We start from the raw sequence: 13,628 nt of genomic DNA, 5'->3' as shown, positions 1-13,628 counted from the left end.
CAGCTATTTTTAAGTCAGGCAACTAGATGGATTTTTTTGGTGAACAGCGTACTCGTACTCAGCGAAGTCTGTTGCTCTATGGGCTATTTTTTCTCATTGTCTTTGCACATCTGGCAGTAGCGCTGGGTATCATGGCGCTGCTGCTGACGATATTTACTGGTGTCATTTACCATTGGGTGTTGATACTGGTTGTGGTCTGGATAATCGGTAGCTTTGTCATTGGCAGTTTTTTAGAGTACAGACGTTTAGAAGCGGGTGGTCGCGCTATTGCCCAACGCGTGGGCGGGGTTCGGCTATTTATCGACCACAGCCAAGATGCGTGGGAGCATAGTCAAGGGGTTGCTCATCAGCATGAGCCTGTACCAAAGGTTCGCTTCAGTGCACGCCAAATTGCGGTACATGATGAGCGTGATTTCCCGCCTGTTTATCGTCGCTATTATGAGATTGCCCAGCAGCTAGCGATTGCTTCAGGTTTTAGTATGCCAATATTATATGTGTTGCCTAACGAGCAAGGCATCAATGGATTCGTTGCGGGTCGTCATAGTCAAGATATGGCGCTTGTAGTTACCCAAGGCGCACTTGATAAACTGTCTGATGAGGGGCTATATGGTCTGATAGGGCACGAATATGGTCATCTCTTACATGGTGATCCCAAGTTTAATCTACAACTAATGGTGGTGTTAGCAGGCTTACAATTACTCTATGACTGGAGTGATCCAATTTCCAATCATCGTTCCCTTGATACTGATATCACTTCCCATCAGTCTCTATCACAGAGACAAGTTGATCATTTTGCACGCAGTACAGAGGCGCAAACCGCCCGTTTTACCACTCATAGTGAGTGGGTCACTTACTGGCAGCAGCAATCACAACAACAGCAGTCCTCAGCCAAGCGTCAGTCGAAATGGTTGCAAAATAGACCTGTAATAGATCGACAAGCACCGCGTAATATCTGGACATTACTAATACATGGGTTGAGCTTCTCTAGCATGGCAAGTGCCCAACTAATCAAGCGCAGCTTTAACCGCGAGCGTGAATTGCTAGCCGATGCGACCAGTATACAGCTCACACGCTCGCCAGCAATTATGGAAACCTTACAAGCCATTCATCAAGATTCCTTGGGTTCGCGCTTGACAGGTATCGCCGATATTAATGGACTTAGTCATTTTTTCTTTGCCAGTAGCGGCGCCGACCTAGGTGATGTTTCATGGTTTGCCACTCATCCAAGTTTGAGTGAGCGTATGAGCGCCATTAATGCCAATACTTATCACAAATTTGCCATACAAGTTGCCAAAGAAAAACGTATTAATCAGAAGAAAGTACAAGAAGTTTATGAGCAGCGCCGGCTGGGTGATTGGGGAGTAATAACAGCAAATAGCCTAAAAAGAAGAAATAATAGCCTAAGTATAGAATCGCCAGAAAAAATCATACTTCAATCTCAGTCATCACCTAGTATTTATAAGAACAATGATACAAAAATAAGTAGTGAGTTAAACACGGACTCAGGTCTTGAGTTTGCTGTAGAGAACGATGTGATAGTTGATGGGCGTTTACAAGTAAAAGCAAAGTCGATTGATAAACGTCAGCTGATAAGGCCATGGCAAGCAAAGCATGATAGCGACCTACTGGCAAAAAATTTAATCAGTACTGCTGATATAAACAAGGTGTCATTGCCACAATATGTGCTTAATCACAGTTACCATCCGCGGGGTGCGCAGGCTTTGATTGAGGCAGTGATGTTATGCCATCAAGGTTACATATTGTCTACCACTGCCACTTATGATTTATCAGATATCTGGAGTGGTATTCCTAAAGATAGGGTAGTGACTACGACTGATAGCAGCTCTACTTCTAATGTAAAACCTCGAATTGATACAATGAGTGATCAGAAAATATTGTTGCATGCCATAGACCAGCAGTTACTAGAGGTGGTTGCTGGTATTGATCGGCGGTTAGATAGTGCTTTGATAATATTGGCTATAAAGCAACTATCCCAGCATAATTTATCTAAAAGCGTGATAAATGAATTACGCCTAAAAAGTGAAAGTAGCCATAGCCACCAAAGCCATCAATATTATAAACAGCAAAAAAAATCTCGTACCATGCTGATGCGGTATCAGCACGGCATCACTCAGCTGTTTAAAAATCAGTTAACCGTCGATTTGAGCAGAAATTTTGCTGATGAAATAGCCAATGATGACGTTTACATGGGTGAGCCTAAACCAGTATTCACGCGCTCAGAGAATACAATCTCTCGGTCACCATCAATTTTGTCATTATGGCAGGCGCTGCACTTACAGCAACTACTGTCTATACTGGCTGGTGTTTTAAACCATCATTTATCAAGCGCCAATGAATTATGGCAACTGGAGTTACGAGCTGGTCTAGAGGATATTTATGCGCAGCTTGATCCATCAGGTCAGGTTTTTAACAGCCTTGGCAACGCTGAAAAAACAATATTAACGCTACTGGCCTACCGATTATCAAAAGATGTCAAAGGTCAGGTAGCATCAGCTCTGAGTGATAGAAGTTTTAATGTGTCCAATTATGTTGTATATGTACGCCGTCATGCACGCCTGATTGATATTGATTTAACAGCAGTGAGCGATGCAAATTTGCAATGGCTACTATTGACTGCACAAAATTTAAATAGTGTGCAATTATTGGCATTGATAGAAGCAGTGCCTATTTTTATATCACCAAGCATAGACAGTGAAGAGGCTGGTGATAATTATCAAGACAGGCAGCAGAGTGATGGTCAAATAGAGTATAATAGCGCTATAAAAAACAGCCATATTGATGATGTCATTACTGATAATCTATATATAGTTAGCCATTATCGTCAATGGCTAAGTACATTGCATACAGTGATGTTACACGATACGATAGTCAGCCAAGATGAATATGATTGCTTAACGATACTGGCAGAGCACTGGCTTGGTGTTAGACAGCTTTTTTAGGTAGATTGGACGATTTTATAGTTAATGCATCAAGTAATTGTTAGCATCGTTTTTGACAGTAGAAGCCTGTAAACCCATTTGATATAAGTAGGATTGTAGAGTCGCATGAGTGATATCCAAGACCCGCAGCTGGTATTACAGCACCGTGTACAGCAGCGTCAGATTTTAGCGATGATGGGTATCAATCAGTGGGTGCAGCCAAGCTCAGAAACTTTTAATATCAGTGATATTGCAGCATCTACTGTCATGCCTAGTATGGTTCAGTCTGATTCTACTACTAGCAATGTCAAGACACAGCCAAATAATGAACAGCCAGTTGTCAGCATCGTAAATCCAGATGAAGAAAACGTTAAAATATTAGATAGCAGTGCTGACCATGATGTCTCTGCTTATCCATATAATGAAGCGGGAACTGACGACCTCCAAGATATAAGCGCGCATACCTTTAACAAGCAAAGCCCAGTTACCTATAGTTTTGATGCAGTCAGCCCTGATACCGCAGTTGGTTCTAAGATAGATACGGTCGTTCAACAAGACGTTGCCCTGTTTGATGAGCAGGTATTTTCTAATGACAGTCATTATGACCATACCCTTAAGGTAGCATCGTTCGACTTACAAGGTGGTCGTTATGGCGATTGGGTAATCATTGCTGATATTCAAGCGCTTAATAATGACAGCCAAAAACTGTGGCAAAATATCACACAAGCGCTATCAATCTCTTGTGAGACAACATCATTCCCTATCTGTGAGGGCATGGATACGGCTGAGCTTGCCAATGCTAGTTTTGCTGGACATGTCTTTAAAATTGGACGCTGCGAAGAAGAAATAAAGGTGTTGGCGTTGACTGCGTTACCTGAAGGGCTTGAGCATCCCGATTTGACTACTGCACCGACGTTAGATGAAATGCTTACTGATAGTCGCTTAAAGCGCACGCTTTGGGAGATGATTTCTGGTTCGGCTGATCAACAGTGAAAGTTTTGATTATTTTTTATAAGCAACATAGTCGTTAGCCAATAAAATAAAAACGTAAAAAGTATTTCAATGGTTAACTTTTAAATCCCATAAGTTTTAAATCCCAACTAACAACGATGATTTTATCATATTTAGGATAATGATTATGACTACCAAAGCTGCTCCTAACCGTGTACCTAATTTTTCAGCAGGACCTGCTACTATACCGACCGCCGTGTTATCACGTGCTCAAGAAGAGTTGCTAGACTGGCAAGGACGCGGCGTATCGGTGATGGAAATCAGCCATCGTAGTAAAGAGTACATCGCGATTACTGAAAAAGCTGAAGCCAAACTGCGCTCGTTGATGGATATTCCAGACAATTATAAAGTGCTGTTTTTGCAAGGTGGTGCCAGCTTACAGTTTTCAGCCATTCCATTAAATCTGTTAAATGGTGGACGCGGTGACTACCTCACTACTGGTGCATGGTCAGGAAAAGCGATCAAAGAAGCGCAGCGTTATGCTAATTTAGGCCTTGGTGAAGTTAATCTGGTGGCAACAGGCAAAGACAGTAACTTTACCGACGTGCCAGACCAAAGTGACTGGAACCTGAGCGAAGATGCGGCGTATTTCCACTACTGTGCCAATGAGACCATTCATGGTTTGCAAGTATTTGAGCCACCGAAAGTTGATGCGCCTATTATCGTTGATATGTCATCTTGCATTTTGTCACAACCGATTGATGTGTCTAAATTTGGGATGATTTATGCTGGTGCGCAAAAGAATATTGGTCCAGCAGGGCTAATTATTGTCATCATTCGCGAAGACTTATTAGGGCAGGCAAGTGAGTGGTGCCCGTTACTCATGAACTATGAACACCAAGCCGAAAAAGAATCTATGTCAAACACGCCAGCGACGTACTCTTGGTACTTGGCAGGTCTAGTCTTTGATTGGTTAGAAGAGCAAGGCGGCGTTGCTGCTATCGGAAAAATCAATCAACAAAAAGCGGATTTGCTCTATAAAACGATTGACGATAGTAGCTTTTATAGCAATCCAGTCGACACTAAGTATCGTTCTATCATGAACGTCCCATTTACGTTGGCTGACAGCAGTCTTGATAAAGTATTTTTAGAAGAGTCAGAAGCCGCAGGTTTACTGCATCTAAAAGGTCACCGCGATGTTGGTGGTATGCGTGCTAGCATCTACAATGCGGTGTCGCTAGACTGGGTGCAGCAATTGGTCGACTTTATGATTGCGTTTGAAAAGAAGCACGCTTAAGTCAGTACAGTTTTTGGAAAAAAGACGCACTTTTATGAGTTGCGTCTTTTTTTATGAGCATTGATGCTTATCATTGGTGAATAATGTGTCATGAAATAACTTTCACGCTGCAAACCATTAGGTTAAAAAAACTAAGTTTGTTATGATAAAATTTTGCGGCACTTACTGCTTTCCATTATAGAGCAGCACTTCAGTCAATTATCACCATATTCATTGGGCTAGCACAGGGGTTTGTTATAACTTTATTATGATAAAAAATACCATGCTAAAAACTGTCCTATTAGTGACCATGGCGAGCTGGATACCAGCCAGTATCGCGGTGCCGATCACTACTACTGCGCTTGGTCATAATAGTCCTACTGAATATATCAACGCCCCATTTATGCCGTATGCCAATCCAAATGCGCCCACTGGTGGCACGTTGTCGCTTGATGCGCGCGGTACTTTTAATGCGGCTAATAAATGGATGACCACGGGGGTAGCAATGGCTGGCACCGACTATCTATATGATACTTTGATGACAGGCTCACTAAATGAAGCTTTTACCATGTATCCGCAGCTGGCAAGTAAGGTCACTTATGACCCTGATGATACCAGCTGGATTATTTATCATATCAATCCTGCCGCACGCTTTTGGGATGGATCACCGGTGACCAGTCACGATGTAAAAGCCACTTACGACGCGATACTGAACAAAGGGCCGATGTATATTCGCAGCTATTTGGGGGATATTAAAGACATTCAGATTATTAATGAACAGCAAGTAAAGTTTGTTTTTGCCTCTGATAAGAATAAAGAGATTTTATTAACGGTTGGTCAATTTCCTATTTTTGCCAAGTCCTCTATCGATGCTGATTTTGAAAAAATTAGCCTAACGCCATTGATGGGTAGCGGTCCTTACAAATTAGGGCGCGTTGATGCCGGACGGGCGGTCAGTTATGTGCGTGATCCCAATTATTGGGGTCGTGATTTGATGGTCAATCGTGGTCGTTATAATTTTGATATGATTAAGTTTGTCTATTATCAAAGTGATGAGATTGCTTTTGAAGGTTTTAAATCGGGTCAATATCGTTTTCGCCCAGAGAATAAAGCGTCTAACTGGGCAACGGGTTATAATTTCCCCGCGGTAAAAGCAGGTCTTATTAATAAAGAGTCAATAAGCAGTCAAAATCCAGTGCCGATGCAAGCACTTGTCATGAATATGCGTCGGCCCATCTTTCAAGATATTCGTGTCCGTCAAGCCTTAACCGCAGCTTATGATTTCGAATGGATGAATAAAACCTTATTTCATGGGCAGTATGAGCGTTTGCAAAGCTTCTTTCATGGCTCAGAGCTTGCTGCCACTGGCACGCCGACAGATGCAGAGATGCAGGTGCTAAGTCCATTATTATCTAAACTTGAGCCAATGCAGCGCAAAGCAGTATTAATGGAGTGGCAGCTGCCAACCAGTGACGGTAGTGGCTTTAATCGCGAAGGGTTGTTAAAAGCGCGGCAGCTGTTGCTAGATGCTGGATTTTATTATGAAGATATGAAGCTGTATCAGCCGGATGGCAAGCTTGCTCAGATTGAAATTCTAATGACAGGCGAAACCATGGGTCGAGTGTTGTTGCCTTATATTCGTAATCTAAAGCGTTTAGGCTTTGATGTGACGCTACGCCAAGTGGATGGTGCACAATATTATGAGCGTGTGCGTCGTTTCGATTATGACATGGTAGTCGATGTATTCGCCCAGAGCTTATCGCCTGGTGCTGAGCAAGCGGCATTTTGGGGCAGTGCGGCGGCTGATGAGCCTGGTAATCATAATACGGCTGGCATAAAAAATACTGCTATCGATACAGTGACAGCGTTGCTTGCCAATGCTAAAAACCGTGACGAGATTGTACTCTATACTCAGGTACTCGATCGCCTGCTGCGTGCAGGTCACTATTTGGTGCCATTGTATGGTAAGTCTAGTACCAATGTCGCGTATTGGAATCAATACCGTCATACTGAAGAGCTGCCATCTAATGCCATCGGTATTGATTACTGGTGGACGGATAAAAAAGCAGAAGCACGCGTTAATCAATATTTAAAACAGTAAGTGACAGTGACAGTGACAGTGACAATGACATTAAAAGTAATTTGAAAGAATTTAATAGACATTAGCAATAAAGATAACCACTGGTAAGGATTTAGTATGAGTATTCGTATTCACCCAATTAAAGCATTCAATGACAACTATATTTGGACATTAATCAATGAGAGTAACAAGCAAGCCATTGTTATTGATCCGGGTCAAGCGGCACCAGTCGTTGCTTATTTAGAGGAAAATGGATTAGAGCTGACGTCTATCTGGACGACTCATCATCATCATGACCATATCGGCGGCGTTGCAGAGTTACAAGAGTCGTATCCGATGACGCATCTGGTTGCGCATACTGAGCATAGTGTCGATGAAGATCAGACCATCAAAGATGGCAGTACAGTAAGCGCGTGGGGCTGCTCTGCGCAGGTATGGGATGTGTCAGGTCATACCGCCAGCCATATGGCTTATATATTAGATATCGATGGCCTTAAGCACTGCTTTTGTGGCGATACCTTATTTAGTGCTGGATGCGGACGTGTGTTTACAGGAACGATTGAGCAGTTGCATGACAGCTTTAAGCGTCTAAATGGACTGCCAGCTGAGACGCTGTTATATCCTGCACATGAATATACTGCTAGCAATCTACGTTTTGGGCTATCTATTGAGCCTGATAATGAAGCGATGCAGCAAGCTTTGGCACAAGCAGAAGACAAAACCGCACAAGGCATTCCGACGCTCCCCGTTACTTTAGGACATGAACGTGCGATCAATGTATTTTTACGCACGCAAGAGCCGAGTGTGATTGCAGGTGTAAAGGCTCAGTTTAATATCGATGATGATAAATCTTTGACTGTATTTGCAGCTCTACGTGAGCTTAAAAATAACTTTTAAATTCTAATCAATGCTTCGACTGACGCTTTGATAGTTATTAGCTGCGTATTCTTTCTATTGCCATATTTCTTACTATTAGGAAGCCGCCATTATGGGTCGTTATATCTTAAAAAGGTTGTTATTGATATTACCGACGCTATTTTTGATATTGCTGGCGAATTTTGTCATTGTACAAGCAGCGCCCGGCGGTCCTGTTGAGCAGCAATTTGCCATGATTGAGCAAGGTGCAAAGGACAATGCCTTGGGTGGTAATATTGGTGCGGGTAGTTCAGGTAATAATAGTACGTATCAAGGCACGCGCGGCCTATCAGAAGAGATGGTGGCGGCGATTAATGCACAATATGGCTTCGATAAATCCGCGCCTGAGCGCTTTTGGCTGATGCTAAAAAATTATGCCCAGCTGGATTTTGGGGAGTCGTTTTTTAAAGGGCAATCGGTCACTGATTTGATTATCGAGAAGCTACCCGTTTCAATCTCGCTTGGGCTTTGGAGCACGCTGCTGATTTATATGATAGCGATTCCACTGGGGGTCTATAAAGCCATGCATCATGGTTCAGGGATTGATAAAGTCACAGCCATGCTACTAGCTATCGGCCATGCAATACCCGTTTTCGTATTTGCCGTTATATTACTGGTGTTTTTTGCAGGTGGTAGCTACTGGAATATCTTTCCACTGCAAGGCTTGACCTCTGAGAATTTTGATCAATTGAGCGTGCTGGGTAAAATCAAAGATTACTTTTGGCACTTGGCATTACCGCTGTTGGCAAGTACGGTTGGTGGGTTTGCTGGCTTGACGTATCTAACCAAATTTAGTTTTTTAGAAGAGTTGGGCAAGCAATATGTGCTTACCGCTCGTGCCAAAGGCTTGGCTGAGCGTCAAGTGCTATATGGACATGTGTTTCGTAATGCCATGCTGATTATTATCGCCGGTATTCCAGCGGCTATCGTTGGCATTTTCTTTGCCGGTAATTTCCTTATTGAGATTATTTTTAAACTTGATGGTTTGGGCTTGTTAGGTTTCGAAGCCATTCAGCAGCGTGATTATCCCGTGATATTTGGCACGCTGTTTATTTTTACCTTGGTCGGACTGTTATTACAGTTAATCAGTGATTTAAGTTATCACTTAATTGATCCCCGTATCGATTTTGAGGGGCGCTAATGTCAAGTCATCCATTACCTTCAACGCACTCAAGCGCATCTGCTATTGCTATAGAAAAAAAACGTCGCCTAAATCCTATCTGGCAGGCGCGACTTAATCGCTTTCGTCAAAATCGTCTTGGTGTCATATCGCTGTTCATTTTTGCCTTGATATTTGTCATCTGTATGGCAGCCAATGTGATTGCCAATGACAAGCCGCTACTTGTACAGTATCAAGGCGATTACTATTTCCCCGTACTAAAAGCCTATCCTGAGACGACTTTTGGCGGGGTATTTGAGACTGAGGCCAATTACAAAGATCCTGCGGTACAAACACTGATTAATGATCAGGGTTATTATGTGATGCCGATCATTCCGTTTGCTGATCAGACACCAAACGTTGAGCTGGGCATTCCATATCCAGCGGCACCCAATAGCCAGAATTGGCTTGGTACGGATGACTTGGGTCGCGATGTGCTGGCGCGTATACTGTATGGCATGCGAGTGTCATTATTATTTGGTCTGGCATTGACACTTGCAGGCGCGTTAATTGGTATTATCGTCGGTTCGATACAAGGCTATTACGGTGGTTGGATAGATTTGGCAGGGCAGCGCTTCATGGAGGTTTGGGGCGGTATGCCGCAGCTGTTTATGATTATTATTTTGGTCAGCTTATTTAGCCCCAGTATTTTTATGCTATTTGCGATGATGTTATTGTTTGGCTGGATGGGATTGGTTGGTTTGGTACGGGCAGAGTTTTTGCGCGCGCGTAACTTTGATTATGTGCGTGCGGCGCGTAATCTGGGGGCTTCCGACAGCCAAATCATGCTAAGGCACATCTTGCCCAATGCGCTAGCGTCAAGCTTGTCACAGCTGCCGTTCATTTTAACGGCCAATATTATTGCGTTAACAGCGCTAGATTTCTTAGGTTATGGTTTACCGCCTGGGTCACCGTCGCTGGGTGAGCTGATGGTACAAGGGAAAAACAACCTTGATGCGCCTTGGCTGGCCTTATCGGGATTTTTTAGTTTAACCTTTATTTTGTCGTTGCTCATCTTCGTTGGCGAAGCACTGCGTGATGCCTTTGATCCGAGGCGCTCTTAATATGACAACTGCTACTGAGAAAAATAGTCTTTTAAATGACAATCATAGCAATATATCAAATAAGCTCATGCTGACAGTGGATAAGCTTAACATTGCAACCACTTCGGGTACTGTTTTAGTCGATAAGCTAACGTATGAGCTCAGGCAAGGTCAAACACTAGCCATCGTTGGTGAATCAGGCTCTGGTAAATCGATCGCAAGTCTCGCGCTATTAGGCCTGCTCCCAGATAGCTTGACCGTTACTGGTAAAGTGCAGTTAGCAGATACATTAGGAATGATTACATTACCGATAGCCAACGATAGAACACGTAATGCAGCTCTACGTGATGTACGTGGTCAGCGCATCGGTATGGTGTTCCAAGAGCCAATGACAGCGCTTAATCCATTGCATACAGTTGCCAAACAAATTGCAGAATCGCTCCGTCTAATCGGAGTATCCAAAAATCAATGGCATGAAAAAAGTATCGTCTTGTTAAATGATGTCAATATCACCGATCCTACTGATAAGCTAAATCGCTATCCGCATGAGTTATCGGGTGGTCAGCGTCAGCGGGTGATGATTGCCATGGCATTAGCGCAGCAACCTGACATCTTAATCGCTGATGAGCCAACCACCGCGCTTGATGTAACCTTGCAACATGAGATTCTCGCTCTATTAGACAATCTTAAACGTCAGCATAATATGGCAATGATATTGATTAGCCATGACCTCAATCTGGTCAGGCGCTACAGTGATGAAGTCATCGTTATGCGTCAAGGGCAAACGATTGAGCAGGGGCAAACCATAAGTGTGTTCAATCAGCCTAAAGCCGAATATACCCGATCGCTAATCAAACAAGACTTTGGACAAGCATTAGATTTATTTGATGCTGAGCGTCAGCAACCAACTGTATTGAAAGTAAATAACTTGCAAGTACAGTTTCCAATTGAAAAAAGTCTGTTTGGTGGTACCAAACGTTGGTTCGAGGCTGTTAAAGACGTCGATATGAGCCTGCAAAAAGGTCAGGCATTGGGCATCGTTGGTGAGTCAGGCTCAGGGAAAACTACCATAGCGCTTGCGTTAAGTCAGTTACTTAGCAATCAAGCGCGTGTCAGTGGTCAGATAATGGTGAATAATCAAGATATTGCGGCGTTATCAAAACGTGATTTGCGCACCTTCCGCTCACAGATTCAAATGGTTTTTCAAGATCCATTTGCCAGTATTAACCCTCGTATGACTGTCATGGAAATCGTCGAAGAAGGGCTGTTAGTACAAGGCGTTGTTAAAGTAGCACGTCAGCAGGCAGTAATGAACAGTCTTGCTACCGTGCATTTACCGTTAGAGTTTGCGCAGCGTTATCCGCACGAGCTATCAGGTGGTCAGCGTCAACGGGTGGCTCTGGCTCGTGCCCTTATTATGCAGCCAAGTCTCTTAATATTGGATGAGCCAACGTCTGCGCTTGATAGCACTACGCAAGTCACTGTAGTGAATTTGCTACGTGAAATTCAAGAAAAATTGCAAATCAGCTATGTGTTTATCAGTCATGATTTAAAAGTAGTCCGTGCCTTGTGTCAGCAAATTATAGTGTTAAAAGAAGGCAAGTGCATTGAATTTGGGCGTACCGAAGACGTGTTTAATAATCCACAACATCCGTATGCAAAGCAATTATTTCAGGCGAGTGTGATATAGCCTAAGTAAATGATATTAAATACTCAGAACATAGCAGTTCATACTAATAGCGACATACCAAAAATCGCAATGGTACAATAAGTTTGGACAGTAGTTTACTTTATATAGAACCTAGTCCTATATATATTATTTGAACCTTGATTTATTCGGTTAGTTGAAACGGTCATTATTGCCATTAAAAAAGGATTTTTATACCCATGAAAAAACAAAATAGTATTGCTAAAGTAGTAAGTAGCAAGTTAGTAAGTACCGATGGATTACAGCATGCTGGTTATTTAGCCGTTGCCAAGACACGCGCCAAAGTACTAAAAGCCTTTGCTTATGTTATTCCGATTAGAAGACCGATGTTATTCGTCGGCGAAAGCTCTTGTGATGAGCTATGCGACATGCTGATTAATGAAGGTAGCACTGATGTCTTTATCGTCACTGATGCGGTATTGAATAAGCTTGGTATACCTGCAAAAGTCACTGATTATCTAGATAGCAAAAATATCCGCTATAAAGTCTATGACGGTATTACGCCAGACCCTACTTTTAAAGTGGTTGAAGAAGGGCTACGCATCTCCGTTGATGCTAAATGCGATTCTATTATTGCTATCGGCGGTGGCTCAGTCATTGATGCAGCTAAAATGATTGCTATGTCACAAGGCAACAATTGCAAGCCGCAGCAACTTATCGGCATTCTTAAAGCACGAAAGCCTTCTGTACCGTTGTACTGCGTGCCTACAACTGCGGGTACTGGTTCAGAAGCGACACTTGGTGCAGTTGTATCAGATGATAAAACCCATCAAAAATCCCTATCTATCGACCCAAGAATGGTGCCATTAGCCGCCGCTATTGACCCAGTTATTATGAAAGGGATGCCGGCTCATATCACAGCGGATACGGGTATCGATGTGTTGACCCACGCCTTAGAAGCTTGGATGAGTGCTAATGCGAGCGTCGAGACCGACTATTATGCGGCTTCTGCGGTGAAGTCAGTTATGCAGAATCTGCCAGTAGTATATAAAGACGGCGGCAATTTAAAAGCCAGAGAAGCAATGGGTATTGCTGCTCACTACGGCGGTATTGCCTTTAATAAAGCGGGCCTTGGCTATGTCCATGCCATCGCTCATCAGCTTGGTGCGTATTATAGTATTCCTCATGGTCGCGCCAATGCCATCGTGTTACCTTATGTACTTGATGTCAATCGTCAGGCAAGCAAAAAGAGACTAGCAGATCTGGCTAGAAAAACGGGTATGGTTAAGGATGGTCAAGCCGGCAAGAGTGATGCTGTGATTGCAGATCATCTGATTGCGCAAGTTCGCGAATTGATCGCTACTTTAAATATTGATCCAACGGTTAAAGGTATGAAAACCACTGACTTTGATAGCATTGCTAAAGCCGCAGCTAAAGAAGTCAGTGATACCTATGCAGTGCCAACGTATCTGTCAGCATCTGAAATCAAGAGCATTTTAACGAAGATTCAGCAAGCCAGTGATGAGCATGCCGATACTGATGTTAAGAGCGATAAAGTTGCATAGATGATTTGCTAAATGAATAATCTAGTCATGAATTAATAGAAAGCTTATTGTC

The 13,628-nt window shown here is 43.1% G+C and carries 9 protein-coding genes; all 9 read left to right on the top strand.

All coding sequences use genetic code 11. The features are described 5' to 3' along the window. Positions 1–26: 26 nt before the first annotated feature. The 9 genes from FQ082_RS00860 (at position 27) to FQ082_RS00820 (ending at position 13,576) form a co-directional block, all read left to right on the top strand. Positions 27–2,960 (top strand): M48 family metalloprotease, encoded by a 2,934-nt coding sequence (locus tag FQ082_RS00860; RefSeq protein WP_149491685.1) that lies wholly within the window; start codon positions 27–29, stop codon positions 2,958–2,960. 105 nt (positions 2,961–3,065) lie between these two features. Then, the gene (locus FQ082_RS00855; RefSeq protein ID WP_149491684.1) at positions 3,066–3,932 is read left to right on the top strand and encodes a hypothetical protein; all 867 of its coding nucleotides are present in this window, start codon (positions 3,066–3,068) and stop codon (positions 3,930–3,932) included. A gap of 145 nt (positions 3,933–4,077) precedes the next feature. After that, on the top strand, positions 4,078–5,187 hold the full coding sequence (gene serC / locus FQ082_RS00850) for a 3-phosphoserine/phosphohydroxythreonine transaminase (RefSeq protein ID WP_149491683.1): 1,110 nt from the start codon (positions 4,078–4,080) through the stop codon (positions 5,185–5,187). A gap of 247 nt (positions 5,188–5,434) precedes the next feature. Then, entirely contained in the window at positions 5,435–7,267 is a 1,833-nt protein-coding gene (locus FQ082_RS00845; protein ID WP_149491682.1) for an extracellular solute-binding protein, read from the top strand. A gap of 96 nt (positions 7,268–7,363) precedes the next feature. Then, entirely contained in the window at positions 7,364–8,143 is a 780-nt protein-coding gene (gene gloB, locus FQ082_RS00840) for a hydroxyacylglutathione hydrolase (protein WP_133104626.1), read from the top strand. Between the two features lie 91 nt (positions 8,144–8,234). Next, on the top strand, positions 8,235–9,302 hold the full coding sequence (gene yejB / locus FQ082_RS00835) for a microcin C ABC transporter permease YejB (protein ID WP_011513762.1): 1,068 nt from the start codon (positions 8,235–8,237) through the stop codon (positions 9,300–9,302). Then, positions 9,302–10,384: an ABC transporter permease gene (locus tag FQ082_RS00830; protein ID WP_149491681.1), complete on the top strand. Its 1,083-nt coding sequence runs from the start codon at positions 9,302–9,304 to the stop codon at positions 10,382–10,384. Before yejB ends, FQ082_RS00830 begins: the two co-directional genes overlap by 1 nt. A 1-nt stretch (position 10,385) precedes the next feature. After that, complete coding sequence (locus FQ082_RS00825; protein WP_149491680.1) at positions 10,386–12,053, top strand: ABC transporter ATP-binding protein; 1,668 nt, start codon at positions 10,386–10,388, stop codon at positions 12,051–12,053. Positions 12,054–12,250: 197 nt separating this feature from the next. Further along, the gene (locus FQ082_RS00820) at positions 12,251–13,576 is read left to right on the top strand and encodes an iron-containing alcohol dehydrogenase (protein ID WP_149491679.1); all 1,326 of its coding nucleotides are present in this window, start codon (positions 12,251–12,253) and stop codon (positions 13,574–13,576) included. Positions 13,577–13,628: the final 52 nt, after the last annotated feature.

Source organism: Psychrobacter sp. ANT_H56B, from assembly GCF_008369245.1.
In the GTDB taxonomy this organism is placed as follows: domain Bacteria; phylum Pseudomonadota; class Gammaproteobacteria; order Pseudomonadales; family Moraxellaceae; genus Psychrobacter; species Psychrobacter cryohalolentis.
This window is presented reverse-complemented; position numbering and strand designations above follow the sequence as displayed.